The following is a 16,105-nucleotide window of genomic DNA, read 5'->3' as shown; positions in this document are numbered from 1 at the left end:
TTCAATATGTCTGACCGAACGATTATAGACTGGCCTGGCTGGACCGACTCGCCGCCTGGACGTTACGTCCTCGAATGGGAGCAGGCGCAGCTCGACCGCGTGGTATCAGACGTGTTCGGCTACCACGCACTGCAACTCGGTTTGCCGCAACTCGACGCGCTGCGGGAAAACCGCATGCCGTGCCGGGGCCTCGTGCTCGACGCCGCGAGCGGCGCGAGCGCCCCCTATGAATATCCGCGCGCAGCGGGCAACGGGGCTGGCAACAGCATCGCCACCGGCACCTCCGGGCGCCACGCGCCGGCCGGACGCAGCGCGGTCTGGTGCGATCTGCTGGACCTGCCGTTCGAAGCGCAGAGCGTCGATCTGATCGTGATGCCCCATACGCTCGAATTCACCGCCGATCCACACCGTCTGCTGCGCGAGGCCGAGCGCGTGCTGATGCCCGAGGGCCAGTTGATCATTCTCGGCTTCAATTCACTGTCGCTGTGGGGTGCGCGGCAATCGGTCAGCAAGGTGACCGGCCGCCCGTTCGTGCCGGCGGCGCACGACCTGATTGCATTCACCCGTCTCAAGGACTGGATTAAACTGCTCGGCTTCGACCTTGAGCGCGGGCGCTTCGGCTGTTATCGTCCGCCCCTCGTCAGCGATCAGTGGCTCGCCCGTTACGCCTTCATGGAAGCCGCCGGCGACCGCTGGTGGCCGATCTTCGGCGCCACTTACATGATCAAGGCCATCAAGCGGGTGCGCGGCATGCACCTCGTTGGACCGTTGAAAGTGAAAAAGCCCGTCCTTGCTGCCGGGCTCGCTCCTGCCGCCACACCGAACACACGCAACCAGAGAAAATGACTTCCGAACTGATCGATATTTATACGGACGGCGCCTGCAAGGGTAACCCGGGCCCTGGCGGCTGGGGCGCGCTGCTGCGTTACGGCGCGCAGGAAAAAGAAATTTTCGGCGGCGAAGCGAACACCACCAACAACCGCATGGAGTTGATGGCGGTGATCGCCGCGCTCGAAACGCTGAAACGGCCCTGTAAGGCCGTCGTGCATACCGACTCGCAATACGTGCAAAAAGGCATCAGCGAGTGGATCCACGGCTGGAAGAAGAAAAACTGGATGACGGCGGCGAAGACGCCCGTGAAAAACGCCGACCTCTGGAAGCGGCTCGATGCCGCTGTCCAGCAGCACGAGCTTGAATGGCGCTGGGTGAAGGGCCACGCCGGACATCCGGAAAACGAGCGGGCCGATGCGCTTGCCAATCGCGGCGTCGCGACGCTCGCGGAAACCTGACACTGGGGCTCGCGCCTTCGTGTTTGCGGTTTTTATTTCAGGTTTCCTCCAGCAATTTTTAGAGCGGGCTAATCCGACATGCGTCAACTCATCCTCGATACCGAAACCACTGGCCTGAATGCGCGCACCGGCGACCGCATCATCGAAATTGGCTGCGTCGAACTGGTGAACCGCCGGCTTACGGGCAACAACCTGCACTTCTACATTAACCCGGAACGCGACAGCGACCCGGGCGCATTGGCGGTTCACGGGCTGACCACCGAGTTCTTGCGCGACAAGCCCAAGTTCGCAGAGATCGCGGCCGACTTGCAGGACTTCGTGCAGGGTGCGGATCTGATCATTCATAACGCGCCGTTCGACATCGGTTTTCTCGACGCTGAATTCGCGCTACTCGGTCTGCCGTCGTTCGGCTCACAGTGCGGTGAAGTGATCGACACACTGGTGCGGGCGAAGGCGATGTTCCCCGGCAAACGCAACTCGCTCGACGCATTGTGCGACCGCTTCGGCATCAGCAATGCACACCGTACGTTGCACGGCGCTTTGCTCGACTCGGAGCTGCTCGCTGAAGTCTACCTGGCCATGACGCGTGGCCAGGAAAGCCTCGTGATCGACATGCTCGGTGAAACATCAACCGGTGGCGCTGAACGCGCGCCGCGCGTCGCGCTGAGTTCGCTTGAACTGCCGGTGATCGTCGCGAGCGATGAAGAAATCGCCGCTCATCAATCGGTGCTCGACGGCCTCGACAAAGCAGTCAAGGGAACGAGCGTGTGGCGCCTTCAACCGGTCGCGACAACGGATGAGCAAACCGCTTAAAAAGTACTTTACGAACCGAAAAACCTCTGACATAATGCACAGCTCTTCGGGTGGTTAGCTCAGCGGTAGAGCACTGCCTTCACACGGCAGGGGTCACAGGTTCAATCCCTGTACCACCCACCAGATTCGCGCGACCCGCAAGACGAAAAGCCCTCAGACCAAAGTCTCAGGGCTTTTTTCGTTGCTTAAAAATAATTTGCGCGAATTCACTATTGGCGCAATCCGTCTCAACCGTCAACGGTGAGTTCACGTGCGTCGACAGGTCCTCAAAACGCCGAAAACGCCCGCTCCCATTTGCAACCGGGATATGCGCTTCTGAAATGCACGTCGGCGTTTGTGGGACACCGAACTAACCCTGTCCATACTTGCTGATATCGTGTTTTCAGACTTCTCGCGCCCGCTGTGTTGTTGCGTCTGACTCCGTTCGTTGCGCCGCCGCACGTTCAGCCCACGTGGGAGGATTGATGGGATGAGGTCGTGATGGAGAAGCGAGAATGCATTACTTCCGAGCGCTGAAGATAACGGATTCCATCCTGATTCCGGTCAGTGCAAGCGCAGTTCTTATCTACCTTTACCTCGCTTATCCCTACGGAAGCTTGTGGGATATGTCTGTCTATCTGAGAGCCATATCCGATTTGAGCAAAGGTATCGACCCATACAGAATCAATGCCGGTCTACCTTTTGTTTACCACCCCCTTGTTCTGGATTCGTTCGCCTTTTTAAACCGCATCGCCCCGCTCAAGGCGTGGCTGCTTGTGCTCTATGCCATGAGTTCCGGGTGGTTCGTCATGGAGGTCATGAAATGGTTGCGCACAAATGCGCATGCCCGGACCGACCGGCAAACGATTCGCGCAGATACAGGGTGGCGCGCCAGTGGATGCGCGTCACTTCTTTCAGCGGCTGCGTTTGGCGGCGTCGGGATCGTGTCGGTCCAGTCAGGAAACATGACCGCTTTCATGCATTTCGCGCTGATCGCCGCTTTCCTGCGACGCAGCCGGTCGTCAGAACTTCTTGTCAGGAATTTTCCGTTTATCCTCATAGCAGTACTGTCGGTCATCAAGCCGTATTTCCTTGCCTATCTTCTGATTCCCGCATCACTTCATGAAAGCAACTGGAAAAAGGTCCAGGGATCCGCGCTGACAATCGCGACATTTCTTCTGTTGTGGATGCCGTCCAGATATTTCAATCCAGAAGCTTATTCGAGCTATATCGGGGCCCTCCATTATCAGATGCTCGACCTCGGCGACGTGGGATATTCGTTCTTCATGTTTTATAGACGAGTTGTTCATAACGATTTAATCGCGCTAACCCTGCATGGGATTACGGCGTGCGCTGCCTTGATCATGGCGGTGAAGGTTCTGCCAAAGAAGCTGGAAACCGGCGAGAACGAAGGTCTGGTCATTTTTCTGCTCTATTCCGTGCTGACTCTGGCCAGTCCTCGAATGAAGGAATATGACTTTTTTCCCGCCATCATCTGCTTTTTCCTTTTTTTGAAGACGGTCTCCGGCGAGGCTGGAACGATCGTCCTGATCGGATTAGTGTTTTCCTGGATTCCTTTGATGCTCAGCGTGTTAGGAACCCTCGGCATCGCGTTTCACAGGATTTCGGGAGCGTCAACCACCTGGCAGTTTGTCGGACTGGCGGCAGTGGTCATGACGTTTGTATTCGCAAACAGCCGGCCTCGAATAATCCGGGCGTGAGTTGCTCCGATTGACATTCGGTTCCCGCACCGCTGACCAGAATCCCCCCCCCGTCACGCAGCAAAACTTCGTATCAGATCAACAACATCCGTTCTCCACCCACTTGCATGTGTCGTTGCGTCGCTATATATTCAGGCTTCGGGCATCAGTCCCGTTAGATAGTTTTCCTCACTCTTCACTTCACTCGACACTTTAGGGAGGCACACATGATGTACATGCACATTGCCACCCTATACGTGGCCTCGCGACCGTAACTCGTCGTCCAAACAGGTCTGCCAACACGGCGATCCTGTGCAATTTCCAGACGCTGCATAGCTTGTTCTCCAGTTCATTCTGGCTTGCTTCGGCTGTCTATTCCTCTTGCTCCTGACTGGAATCCCGGGGTCTTAGCGCCCCAGGCCGTGACCAATGACTACAAGAAAACTCGACTTTCGCGGACAAGCCTTCAAGGACGTCCTAGGCTTTACCGTTCGCCACTGGCGCGAACAACCCTGGCGAATCTTTGCCGTGACCGGCCTCGTGCTGCTCTCGGCATTGGCTGATGTGCTCACCCCGCTATTCGCGGGGCATCTCGTCGACGCCATCGCGTCTGGCTCGGCCGGTAACCCTGCGGCCTGGCATGCAGCAATGACGGCGTTTTGCACACTTGCCGGCCTCGGCCTTGGCGCCACGCTGTTGCGGCAAGGCGTGTTCATGAACATCATCGCCCTGACGCTGCGCATGATGAGCAAGATCGCCGCCAACGCGTTTCATCGCGTGCAGCGCTTCTCGACCGACTGGCATGCGAACAACTTTGCCGGCTCGACCGTGCGCAAGATCACGCGTGGCATGTGGGCGCTCGACATACTCAACGACACGCTGCTCATCGCGCTGTTTCCGTCGCTCGTCATGCTGGTGGGCTCAACCTTGCTGCTCGGCGCGCGCTGGCCGCTGATGGGTCTCGTCGTCGGCCTCGGCTCGGTGCTCTATATCGCGGTGACGGCGATGCTGTCGCTCGGTTTCGTCGCGCCCGCTGCGCGTCTGGCCAATGCATGGGACACGCGCATGGGCGGCGCGCTCGCTGACGCGGTGAGTTGCAACGCGGTCGTCAAGGCGTTCGGTGCTGAAACGCGTGAGGAAGTGCTGCTCGCGCGCATCATCGGAAAGTGGCGCCATCGCACCCGTCGTACGTGGGTGCGCGGCACGCTCAATGGCGGCGTGCAAGGCGGCATGCTGGTGTTGATTCAGGCCTCGATCCTCGGCGCTGCGTTGCTGATGTGGGCACGCGGCCGGGCCAGCGTAGGTGACATAACGTTCGCATTGACGATGTTCTTCATGCTGCAAGGTTATCTGCGCGAAGTGGGCATGCACATCCGCAATCTGCAACGCTCGGTCAACGACATGGAAGAACTGGTGTCGCTGGCAAACCAGCGTCTTGGTATCGAGGATCAACCCAACGCTCGCGCTATCACGATTGGCAAAGGCGAGATCCGCTTCGAGCACGTCACGTTTCACTACGGCTCGCTCGCGAAGGCACTTTACGATGGCTTCTCAGTACGTATCGCGCCGGGAGAGCGTGTCGGCCTGGTTGGACATTCGGGTTCCGGCAAGACGACATTCATCAAGCTGATCCAGCGGCTCTACGATGTGTCCGGCGGGCGAATCACCATTGATGGACAGGATATCGCTCATGTCACGCAGGAATCGTTGCGCAGTCAGATTGCGATCGTCCAGCAAGAGCCCGTGCTGTTTCACCGCTCGCTTGCCGAGAACATCGCCTACGCACGTCCGGGTGCGAGCCGCAGCGAGATCGAACGGGCGGCGAAGCTCGCCAGCGCTCACGACTTTATCGTGAGCTTGCCGAACGGTTACGACACGCTGGTGGGCGAGCGCGGCGTCAAACTGTCGGGCGGCGAACGTCAGCGTGTCGCGATCGCGAGGGCGTTTCTCGCCGACGCCCCGGTGCTGATTCTGGACGAAGCCACGTCGAGCCTCGACAGCGAAAGCGAAGTCCTGATCCAGCAGGCGATGGAACGGTTGATGGTGGGACGCACGACGCTCGTGGTCGCGCACCGTCTGTCGACCGTGCGTGCGCTCGACCGGCTGCTGGTGCTGGACAAGGGCAAGGTCGTCGAGGAAGGCAGTCACGATGCGCTGATCCAGCTCGAGAACGGTCTTTACCGGCGTCTTTTCGAACGTCAGGCACTTGAGTTGATCAAGGGCCTCGGTGAGCCGGAAGTGAAGTGCGCGGCGCCTCGCGTCAAAGTTGACCGCACCGATAACCGCGAGATGGTGACCGACGAGTAAGCGGCCGGGCGAGCGATGGCAACGAGGTTGTCCAGTTCAATCAGCCCCGCACCCTCCGGCACCACTCACAGTGTTGCTGTTCAAAGCCAGCGTATCGCACCGATACGCTGGCTTTTTTACGTCACCGCAGATCACGGCCGGTTTGGCCCGTTGCGGAGTGGCGCTCGCGTGAAACGCGGCGCACCTGAACCACCCGCCTCAAAACGTAGCCCTCCGCCCTTCTCGGAAAGTCTTTCGATCTTCGCTTGACAGTCTATCTACCAGTAGATAAAGTTCAGTCCATGGAAACGCCAACGACAGTACGCGAACAGATTCTCGACCACGCAGTCACGCTGATCATGCTGCGCGGTTACAACGGCTTTAGCTACCGTGATCTGTCGAACCTGGTCGGCGTAAAGACCTCGAGCATCCACTACTACTTTCCGTCGAAAGACGATCTGGTTCTGGAAGCGGTCAATGTTTACAGCAACGAGGTGTTCAACGCCCTGCACGGCGTGGATGCTTCTTTGCCGGCGGACGCAAAGCTCAGCAAATACGCAAAGATGTTTGGCAGGACGCTCGGTGACGGCAGTCAGATCTGCCTGTGCGGCATGCTGGCGGCGGACATCGGATCACTGCCGGACACCATTCGGCACGCAGTTCAGGCGTTCTTCAAGGCCAACGAAAACTGGCTGGCGAAGGTGCTAGCGCAAGGCGCACAGGAGCACACGCTCGCAGTGAACGGCAAGCCGGAGAATGCGGCGCGTGCATTGTTCGCGGCTTTTCAGGGCAGCGTGCTGGCGAGCCGCTTGTTTCACACCAAGGCCCGACTCGACGATGTCGAAGCAACGGTGCGAATCGCGCGGTAAGCACGCGGTGCAGCAGTCAAGGATAAGGCGGTACGCCGCCTCTTTGTTTGGCCCAGCTATCTATCTTTGAGTAAATAGATAGCTGGAGACGATGTGAAACACGTTGGAGAAATTCGGTTCGCTCACTTAGTTTTGCGCGCGAATCTATCTAGTAGTAGATAGTAGATTGTGATCACTTACTTTTCTAAAAGGAGCTTCACCATGTCACTCGATAAAGTCCTCTACCGCGCTGAAGCCCACGCCACCGGCGGCCGTGACGGCCGCGCAGTGGTGGCCGCCGGCAACCTCGACTTCAAGCTGACCACACCCCGCGAGCTGGGTGGTGCGGGCGGCGAAGGCGCCAACCCTGAACAACTCTTCGCAGCCGGTTATAGCGCGTGTTTCCTCGGCGCCATGAAATTCGTCGCGGCACACGACAAGATCGCCATCCCCGCGGACGTTTCGATTGACGGTAGCGTGGGCATCGGCCAGATCCCGAATGGTTTTGGCATCGAAGTCGAACTGAAGATTTCGCTCCCTGGGATGACACGCGAAGCGGCGCAAGCGCTGGTCGACAAGGCGCACGTGGTTTGCCCGTACTCGAACGCGACGCGCGGCAACATCGACGTCACGCTGACGATCGTCTAAAGAGCGCGCCCTCGCCGTCCGGACCTGGAACGGTCACGCACGTCGGCGGAGCAACTGAAGCTCTGCCGGCGCGGCTGACTCAGGTTGCTCCGGTCGATGCGCTGGCAGACCAGGGCTAGGGCTACGGGTGCAAATTCGAAGCGGCGAGCGATGAAGTAACGGCGTGGCCGCCTGATCAGGCCTGTCGCAGCGAGGAATCCAGCGCTCTCGCTGCCACGCGGTCGCCTTCAGTGGCGAGCGCCGCGCGAAATACCGTCTGATGGTTGTGGCCCGCCGCCGCAGGAGAATCCCACATTAACTCGACCTGCGGCCGCCGATGCAGAAAGCCAACCCGCTCGACGCTCTGCGGCCCGGCGGACGCGCCGACCGCTGAACCGGCAAGGCTCTGCGCGTCGCCGGCTATCACTGGCGTTGGCGTGGGGACACTGGGCATCGCAGCGTGGCCATCCGGCCAGCGCACTGACAACTCGCGGGCGTCGTACTGGCCGAGCTTGCGGCTTTCCACCCAAACGATCGCAGTGCGCGTGGCCGTATCGAGCGCAATCGCATAACGACCGATCGCAAAACGTCGCGCCGCAATGTTGGTGCGCCACAGCGCGCGCGGCCGGCAGATCCACAGAACCGCCGCATACAGAGCCGGCGCGGCCACCAGCCAGCCATTGGTCGCCGCCACCGCGTGGAACGCGCGCCGTGCGCCCGCGCTCCAGACAAACGCGCCGACCGACCAGATAGCAAACAGAAAGCCAAGAAAGGCAAACAGACGCAGCGCCTGCCGCAGCCATTGCGGCAACGGATGAAACGGCCGCTCAGCCTGAGCCCGCGCGCCCGGCAGGAAAATCAGCAGGAACAGAAAAACGAGATTGACGCAGGCCCACGGCGACGAAGCCATCGCGGATAACGACGCGACAAGATCCATCGACGACATCGAAAACAGCCAGCGCGCCAGAATCACGAGACCGATGGCGCGCAACGCGAAAATCGTTCCAGCACCAGGCGCCGGGTTCGCACGCGTCTCTTTCGTTCTCGCCAAGGCACCCTCCTGTCATCGACGACGCCGCAGCCAAATTTGCGGCACGGCCATTATAGGGATATTACCGAGAGGGCTCACGCTTGCCTCCCACGAAAGGCCAGTTTCTACCGCTTGTGCCCAAAATGCGCGGCGCGCATACAACAACGCCCCGCATGCTCGATGCATGCGGGGCGTTGCAGATGTTTGGCCACCGCCTTATCCGCGGCTCGCCTAGCCGGTGCGGCTAGCGCCTGTTCAGCTTGCGTTGACTTCGCGCAGCACCGTGCGGCGCTTCTGGCGCAGCAGTTCTTCGTAAGACGTGACGTAGTTCTGCGCCATGACCTTCGACGAGAAGCGCGCTTCGAATGCCTTGCGGACCGTTGCGCGCGGCAGCGTGTGCAGGCGGTTGACCGCAGCGACCGCGCTGATTTCGTCTTCGACGACGAAGCCCGAGACGCCGTTCTCGATCACTTCCGGCACTGAACCGCGCTTGAACGCGATAACCGGCGTGCCGCAAGCCATGGCTTCGATCATCACCAGACCGAAGGGCTCCGGCCAGTCGATCGGGAACAGCAGCGCGTGCGCGTTGCCGAGGAATTCGGTCTTTTCCGCTTCGCTGATTTCGCCGATGTATTCGACGTGCGGCAGCGACATCAGCGGCTTGATCACTTCTTCGTAGTACGCGCGGTCGGCCTTGTCGAGCTTGGCGGCAACCTTGATCTTCATGCCTGCCTGCTCAGCAATACGAATCGCGGTATCAAGGCGCTTTTCTGGCGAAATGCGGCCGAGGAACGCCAGATAGCCCGGCTTGACGTCCGGAATCGGCTTGAGCAGGTTTTCTGGCAGACCGTGATAAACGGTGGACAGCCAGTTCGCCTGCTGCAGCGGCATACGCTGGTTGTCCGAGATGGACACGACCGGCACGTCGCTGAACGTATTGAAGACGGGTTGCAGTTCCGGCAGGTCAAGACGACCGTGCATCGTGGTCAGGAACGGCACCGGCTGACGCGCGAACAGCGAAAACGGGTAATAGTCGATGTGGAAGTGCAGCACATCGAATTCGTCGGCACGGCGGCGCACTTCTTCCAGCAGAAGCATGTGCGGAGCCATCACGTCACGAATGGTCGGGTCGAGGCGCAGCGCCTGCGGCCAGAAAGCTTCGAGTTTTGCCGAGGTCTGCGAATCGCCGCTCGCGAAGAGCGTCACGTCGTGTCCCTGTTCGACCAGCGCTTCGGTCAGGTAGGACACTACCCGTTCCGTTCCACCGTAAAGCTTGGGAGGAACCGCCTCGTGCAACGGAGCGATTTGTGCGATTCGCATAGAGAGAACTCCTCGTAAAAAATCAGGCAAAAGTACTGCAGTTGGGAAAAGCGACTCGCTTCGCTCGCCTGGCCAGCCGGGCCGAAAAAAATCGGCACGGGCCTGTTTCGTTCGAGAAATCCTGCGATGGATCGCTTGGTAAAGATGCCAGACTGATCATCGTCACCAGGCTGTACATGTGCCTTAAAACGCACACGCTTCAGACTCGTTGACAAACTGTCAGATAATTTCGCGGCACTACCGAGCACGCATTATGGGTGCCAGCCGCGGCCGCGAAGCCAAACATTTCAAAGACTTTACGTTGTTACAAAGCGGAAACACTTTGCAAACCCTTGTTTTATAAGACAGTTCTACATTAAGAACTGGCTTCGGTGCGCGGCCGGGAGGTTGTTTTTCGCAAAATCTTCCCTCGCGCCTTTAGCACGCCGCTTTAGTGCACCGCCCCTGCATTGAATGGCGTTTGTAATTATATCTCGAAATGTGCCGCAATCTGCATGAACCTCCGCCGCAGGGCCGGGTCGAGCGTACACAGATTGCGCATAGTCATCGCGAAATCAGTCGCGTCGTGATACCGCCGGAACCGGGCGGAATGGCTTTTGCGTGTTTACAATGCGAACATGCGCCTTTTTGCGACGATGCTCCCCGTGGCCCATGCCGTGGCATGACATAACCTGAAACACACCGACCACACGATCACATTGGAACATCTCACCATCGCCCAGCGTAATGCCCACAACGCCAAGCTTTCGAGCTATGCGCACAGGCCGCTTGCGTTTCTGTTTCGCTTTATCCGCCGCCATCCGTTCGCACATGCGATCGTTCTGTGCAGCGTGTTCGCGGCCGTGGGTTGTGCGCTCGCCTCTCAATACGCGATCAAGCATCTGATCGACGTGCTCGGCGAAGGGCGCCACCACCCCGGCCCGCTGTGGGGCGCGTTCGCCATCCTTGTCGGACTGATCGCCGCAGACAACCTTCTGTGGCGAGTCGGCGGCTGGGTCGCTGCGCACACTTTCGTCATCGTGACGGGAGATCTGCGCCGCGACCTGTTCCAGTACCTGAGCGGCCACTCACCGACGTATTACGCCGAGAAGCAGCCCGGCATGCTCGCCAGCCGCATCACTGCGACCTCGAACGCCGTCTACACCGCTGAGAACACCACTGCGTGGAACGTACTGCCGCCGTGCATTGCCGTGCTCGGCGCGATTGTCATGATCATCGCCGTCAATCCGCTGATGGCCGCCGGCTTGATGATCTGCTCGGCGATTCTCTCGGTGGTGCTGTACAAGCTGGCGGGGCGTGGTTCCGCGCGTCACCACCATTTCGCCACCAAAGCCGCTTCGGTCGATGGCGAACTGGTCGACGTCATCAGCAACATGGGTCTCGTGCGTGCATTCGGCATGACGTTCCGCGAGCAGGCGCGCTTCGGTGCTACGGTGAAAGCCGAGATGGATGCGCGCCAGCAGAGCCTGCTTTACCTTGAAAAGCTGCGCCTGCTACATGCTGTGATCACGGCGATGCTGTCGGCTGGCCTGCTCGGCTGGGCGCTCTGGCTGTGGGACAACGGCCGCGCGACCTCAGGCGACATCGTGCTGGTCAGCTCGCTCGGCTTTACGATCCTGCACGGCACGCGCGACCTCGCCGTTGCACTCGTCGACGTCACCCAGCACGTCGCTCGTCTCGCCGAGGCCGTGCGCACGCTGCTCGAACCGCATGGCATGCCGGACCGTTCCGACGCGGTCGAACTCGTGCCGCAAGGCGGGCGTATCGATTTCGAAGGCGTGACGTTTGCCTATCCGCGCCGTCGGCCGATTCTCGATCATTTCGATCTGCATATTCCCCCCGGCCAGCGAGTCGGGCTGATCGGCAAATCCGGCGCAGGGAAGTCGACCGTACTCGCACTGCTGCAGCGCTTTTACGAGACCCAGGGCGGTCAGATCAAGATTGACGGCCAGGACGTCGCGACGATCACCCAGGACAGCCTGCGCCACGCCATCGCGGTGGTGCCGCAGGACATCGCCTTGTTCCACCGTACTGTCTACGAAAACATTGCGTATGGGCGCCCTGAGGCGAGCCGCGAAGAAGTGTTCGCTGCCGCACGGGAAGCGCGTTGCGCAGACTTTATCGAAGCCATGCCGGAAGGCTACGACACGATCGTCGGCGACCGCGGTGTCAAGCTCTCGGGCGGTCAGCGGCAGCGTATTGCGATTGCTCGCGCCATCCTGAAAAACGCGCCGATCCTGCTGCTCGACGAAGCCACCTCGGCCCTTGATAGCGCATCCGAAGAAGCCATCCAGAAGGCGCTCGACCGCCTGATGGTCGGGCGTACGGTAGTCGCAATTGCACACCGTCTCTCCACGTTGAACAGCTTTGACCGCATCATTGTGATGAGCGCCGGGAAGGTGGTGGACGACGGCAGTCCCGAAGAATTGCGCAACCGGCCCGGGCTGTATCGCGATCTGCTGTCGAAGCAGTACGGCAAAGGCACGACCTTGCACACGGGCGGCAAGAAGGTGGACGAACAGCACGTGGTTTGAGACGCACATTAAACCTGCGACCGGCGGCCCACCAAGCAACTCCTGCCGTCAGATTGTAAAAAGCCGCTTCAGCATCGAAGCGGCTTTTTTATATCGTGCCGGGAAACATACAGCGTCCGTTAGCCCGCCAGCGGTTCACTTGTAACGCTAACCGCGTTCTCTGCGCCTGCGTCGTCACCGGTGGCCTTCAGGTCACGCATGAAGTTATCCCGCCATACCGAGACATTGTTCTCGCGCAACTGCACCATCATGTCGCGATAGCGCGCCTGACGCTCCGCCAGTGGCATCGACAGCGCCGTTGCCAGCGCCTCCGCCATGCCGTCTATGTCCACCGGGTTGACGATCAACGCGCCATCCAGTTCCTGAGCCGCGCCGGCAAAGCGCGATAGCACCAGCACGCCAGGATTTTCCGGATCCTGTGCCGACACATATTCCTTGGCGACCAGATTCATGCCGTCGCGCAACGGCGTCACATAGCCCACGTGCGCCGTGCGAAACAGCGCGGCCAGCACGGACCGCTCGTACTGGCGGTGAATGTAAAGAATCGGCGCCCAGTCCAGTTCGGCGAAACGACCATTGATGCGGCCCGACTCGCCTTCCAGTTGCAAGCGGATGTCCTGATAAGCATGCAGGTCAGCCCGGGTGGGTGGTGCGATCTGCAGGAACGACACCTTGTTACGCTGGGACGGCGTGTGTTCGAGGAGCCGCTCGAAGGCGCGGAATCGCTCCACCAGTCCCTTCGAATAGTCGAGCCGGTCGACGCTCATGATCAACTTGCGCGCATGCAGAGTCGCCTTCATGGTCCGCACGGGCTTGCCTCGCTCGCCCGCTTTGGCCAGTTCGGCGATCTCGTCCGGATAGACACCAATCGGGTAAGCCGCAGCACGTAGCGACCGGCCAAATGCCTTCACGACGCTCGGGCCCTGGGCCGACACTTCGACCGTACCGTTCGCCTCATTGACGATGTAATCGCAAAATGCACGCAGGTCTGGCGCGGTCTGAAAACCGAGCAGATCGAACGAGCACAACGCCTCGACCAGTTCGCGATGCGGCGGCACCGCCAGCAGCACCTGCGACGCCGGAAACGGAATGTGCAGAAAAAACCCGATGCGGTTCTTGACGCCCGCGGCGCGCAACGCCTGGGCGAACGGAATCAGGTGATAGTCGTGCACCCAGATGACATCGTCGGGGCGCAGAAGCGGCACGAGTTGTTGCGCAAGCCAGGCGTTGACGCGGCAATAACCCTCGAAATCATGCCGGTCGTACTGCAGTAAATCCGCGCGGTAGTGGAACGCCGGCCACAAGGTGGCGTTCGAGAAACCGCGGTAATACTGGTCGTAGTCGCGCCGCATCAGGCCAATGGTGGCGAAAGTCACCGGCCCCCGCTCTTCGACACTGATCTGCGGCGGTCCCGACGTGAGCACTTCGCCACTCCAGCCGAACCACATGCCGCCGGTTTCTTTCAGGGCATCGTAGACGCCCACTGCGAGACCACCAGCAGCGGGGCCGCCTTCCGAGATCGGTGCGACCCGGTTCGATACGATAATCAGTCGGCTCATGAAGCGCGCTTTCCGTGCAGAAGAGTCGTCGATATCAGGTGAAACGCGCTAGCTGTCATTGTCCGCGCGCTGCCGTGACGATGGTGTCGAGCCAGCCGAGCAATGCTCCCACCGAGTCGAGCCGCGAGCGCGCAGTTGTGTCGCCAGGACCTACCTTGATCGAAATGCCGCAGTGCTCGTTGACGACCACAAAGCCCTTCTCGTCAGTCAAATCGTCACCGGCAAAAACCGGCGTGCGACCGGTGAACGGCGGTTCGTCCAGAAACGCCCGCAAGGCGCGCCCCTTGTCGACGTCTTTTGGCTTGATTTCATAGACCATCTTGCCAGGTTGAAGCACGTAAGCGCCCGGGTAATCGGCCACCAGGCGCTGCGTGGCCGCGCGTGCGACCGGCTCGCGATCCGGCGCATTGCGATAGTGCAGCGCGAGCGCCGCACCCTTGATTTCAAGCAACATCCCGGGATTGCCGTTGACGACCTCCGCCAGCACCTGCTCCATGCGCAGGAGCCGCTCGTCGTGAAAGCCGATGCGCTGGGTGTCGCCGTTCGAGTCGCGCCGCTCGGCGCCGTGCAGACCGGCGATGGGCAAATCGGGCATGCCAAGGAAGCTGTCGATGCTGTCGATACCCCGCCCCGACACGATCGCGACCGCGCCGTTCGTCAGGCGACGCAGTTCGCCGAGCAGTTTGATCACCTCAGGTTGCACCAGTACGCCGTCTGGCGTGGGCGCGAGCTCGACGAGGGTGCCGTCGAAATCGAAGAAGAATGCCGTCTCACTGGGAGACAGAACAGCCGGAAGTGCTTGCATAGGTTTGTCTTGCCTTTCAGCCGCTCGAAGCCGCAAAAGTGTGCGCATCTTACCGCGCGTTCCGCTATTTTTCGGGAAAGTAAGGCTGAGTGCAACGCCGGCGGGGCCATCCAGCCCTACCGTGCAGGCCTTGCTCGCGGTTTCCACGCGATTTCCGTACAAACGCCGCACGCTCATGTTTCAGGCAGCTTTCACTCGCCTGCGTCAAATTGACTCGCGATGCCGGCCCTGCGGGGCTGCGTATGACGTCGTTCAGCATTTTGCGATACAGTCGCAGCCACGCTGGCCGGACCGAGCACAACCGGCAGACTCATGCGCAAAGCCTCATGCGGATTTCCGCCGGGCAGCGCTGCAAGACGTTGCATTCGCCCCGTCATAGATCGAGTACCAGATGCCTGCTTTGTTCCCCAGAAAGTCGTTAAAACGGGCGCAACCGCCAGAAGCAATACCCTCGCGTCGCTCAGGCTTCGAGTCGCTGCGCCGGCTCTGCGGCGGGTCTGGCGTCGCGAGCAGATTGCGCCGCTGGCTCGCTACGCATCATCTGCACCTTTCGAAGCGCCCCTCCTTGCCCGCCCTGCTCGCGCTGACTGTAATGTTCACCGCGCTGAGCGGTTGCACCCACAAGGAAGAGCCCTGGCATCTGACGAACGTTAGTGGCCATCTGCCGGATCTCGACTTTTCGCTGGTGGCCGACGACGGCAAACCCGTCACCGGCGAAAGTTTCAAGGGTGACACGGCGCTAGTTTATTTCGGATACACGCATTGCCCAGACGTCTGCCCGGAAACCATGGCGCGCCTCATGCAGGTCATGAGCAAGCTGGGCCCGCAAGCTCAGAAGGTGCGCATCCTCTTCATCACGGTGGATCCCGCGCGCGATACGCCCAAGGCTCTGCACGATTACGTCGGCGCGTTCGACGCCCAGCATGCCGTCGGTCTGACGGGTAGCGACGCGCAGATCGAGGCGCTGGCGCGTCACTACCGCGTTGCTTACCAGATGGAAAAGCGCGACCCGCACGGCGATTACGAAGTCACGCATAGCTCCGCTATCTACATCTTCGATGCCCAAGGCCATGCGCGACTGCTCGCCACCGGCAATGACTCGCCCGATGTGATCGCCGACGATCTGCGTCGTATCATGGATGCCCCTACATGATCCATCCCGGCGACGCACCGTCGGTCGCCATAGCCGCAACACCGTTTCTTTGAGTTCGCTTATGACTATCAAGATCAAATCAATCCTGGCGCTGAGTTGCGCCGCTGCCCTCTCGCTCGGCTTCGTCGCCGGCGCCCAGGCGGCTGGCGCTGCGGCGATCAG

13 protein-coding genes and 1 tRNA gene are annotated in these 16,105 nt (G+C 60.3%); 10 read left to right on the top strand and 4 right to left on the bottom strand.

The window, feature by feature from the left end:
- Window positions 1-6: 6 nt before the first annotated feature.
- From WCA85_RS30875 to WCA85_RS30840, 8 genes are all read left to right on the top strand, one after another.
- Window positions 7-846 carry a class I SAM-dependent methyltransferase gene (locus tag WCA85_RS30875; RefSeq protein ID WP_424068780.1) on the top strand — a complete coding sequence of 280 codons (840 nt, stop codon included), beginning with the start codon at window positions 7-9 and terminating at the stop codon, window positions 844-846.
- The gene (gene rnhA / locus WCA85_RS30870) at window positions 843-1,289 is read left to right on the top strand and encodes a ribonuclease HI (protein WP_424068778.1); all 447 of its coding nucleotides are present in this window, start codon (window positions 843-845) and stop codon (window positions 1,287-1,289) included. Before WCA85_RS30875 ends, rnhA begins: the two co-directional genes overlap by 4 nt.
- A gap of 78 nt (window positions 1,290-1,367) precedes the next feature.
- Window positions 1,368-2,102: a DNA polymerase III subunit epsilon gene (gene dnaQ / locus WCA85_RS30865; protein WP_424068776.1), complete on the top strand. Its 735-nt coding sequence runs from the start codon at window positions 1,368-1,370 to the stop codon at window positions 2,100-2,102.
- A 48-nt stretch (window positions 2,103-2,150) separates the two neighbouring features.
- A tRNA-Val gene (locus WCA85_RS30860) sits at window positions 2,151-2,225 on the top strand.
- 371 nt (window positions 2,226-2,596) lie between these two features.
- Complete coding sequence (locus WCA85_RS30855; protein WP_424068775.1) at window positions 2,597-3,802, top strand: hypothetical protein; 1,206 nt, start codon at window positions 2,597-2,599, stop codon at window positions 3,800-3,802.
- A gap of 408 nt (window positions 3,803-4,210) precedes the next feature.
- On the top strand, window positions 4,211-6,088 hold the full coding sequence (locus WCA85_RS30850; protein ID WP_424068773.1) for an ABC transporter ATP-binding protein: 1,878 nt from the start codon (window positions 4,211-4,213) through the stop codon (window positions 6,086-6,088).
- A gap of 281 nt (window positions 6,089-6,369) precedes the next feature.
- Window positions 6,370-6,936, top strand: a complete 567-nt coding sequence (locus WCA85_RS30845; RefSeq protein ID WP_424068771.1) for a TetR/AcrR family transcriptional regulator — start codon at window positions 6,370-6,372, stop codon at window positions 6,934-6,936.
- Between the two features lie 201 nt (window positions 6,937-7,137).
- Complete coding sequence (locus WCA85_RS30840; RefSeq protein ID WP_424068769.1) at window positions 7,138-7,563, top strand: organic hydroperoxide resistance protein; 426 nt, start codon at window positions 7,138-7,140, stop codon at window positions 7,561-7,563.
- A 175-nt stretch (window positions 7,564-7,738) separates the two neighbouring features.
- Here WCA85_RS30840 and WCA85_RS30835 read toward each other — a convergent pair whose 3' ends face one another.
- Both WCA85_RS30835 and WCA85_RS30830 read right to left on the bottom strand, forming a co-directional pair.
- Window positions 7,739-8,593, bottom strand: a complete 855-nt coding sequence (locus WCA85_RS30835; RefSeq protein ID WP_424068767.1) for a hypothetical protein — start codon at window positions 8,591-8,593, stop codon at window positions 7,739-7,741.
- Between the two features lie 234 nt (window positions 8,594-8,827).
- A complete protein-coding gene (locus WCA85_RS30830; RefSeq protein ID WP_424068765.1) occupies window positions 8,828-9,892 on the bottom strand; it encodes a glycosyltransferase family 4 protein in 1,065 nt (354 codons plus the stop codon).
- A gap of 698 nt (window positions 9,893-10,590) precedes the next feature.
- Between WCA85_RS30830 and WCA85_RS30825 the strand changes: the two genes are divergently transcribed.
- Entirely contained in the window at window positions 10,591-12,426 is a 1,836-nt protein-coding gene (locus WCA85_RS30825) for an ABC transporter ATP-binding protein (RefSeq protein WP_424068763.1), read from the top strand.
- Between the two features lie 119 nt (window positions 12,427-12,545).
- Here the strand turns inward: WCA85_RS30825 and otsA are convergent, their stop codons facing one another.
- Window positions 12,546-13,985 carry an alpha,alpha-trehalose-phosphate synthase (UDP-forming) gene (gene otsA, locus WCA85_RS30820; RefSeq protein WP_424068761.1) on the bottom strand — a complete coding sequence of 480 codons (1,440 nt, stop codon included), beginning with the start codon at window positions 13,983-13,985 and terminating at the stop codon, window positions 12,546-12,548.
- A gap of 55 nt (window positions 13,986-14,040) precedes the next feature.
- The gene (gene otsB / locus WCA85_RS30815; RefSeq protein ID WP_424068759.1) at window positions 14,041-14,790 is read right to left on the bottom strand and encodes a trehalose-phosphatase; all 750 of its coding nucleotides are present in this window, start codon (window positions 14,788-14,790) and stop codon (window positions 14,041-14,043) included.
- Window positions 14,791-15,382: 592 nt separating this feature from the next.
- Here otsB and WCA85_RS30810 point away from each other — a divergent pair.
- Window positions 15,383-15,943 carry an SCO family protein gene (locus WCA85_RS30810; RefSeq protein WP_424068799.1) on the top strand — a complete coding sequence of 187 codons (561 nt, stop codon included), beginning with the start codon at window positions 15,383-15,385 and terminating at the stop codon, window positions 15,941-15,943.
- Window positions 15,944-16,105: the final 162 nt, after the last annotated feature.

The sequence above is a fragment of the Paraburkholderia sp. genome (assembly GCF_049581445.1).
Taxonomy (GTDB): domain Bacteria; phylum Pseudomonadota; class Gammaproteobacteria; order Burkholderiales; family Burkholderiaceae; genus Paraburkholderia.
Note: the sequence above shows the minus strand (reverse complement) of the source record. Positions and strands in the feature narration are given on the sequence as shown.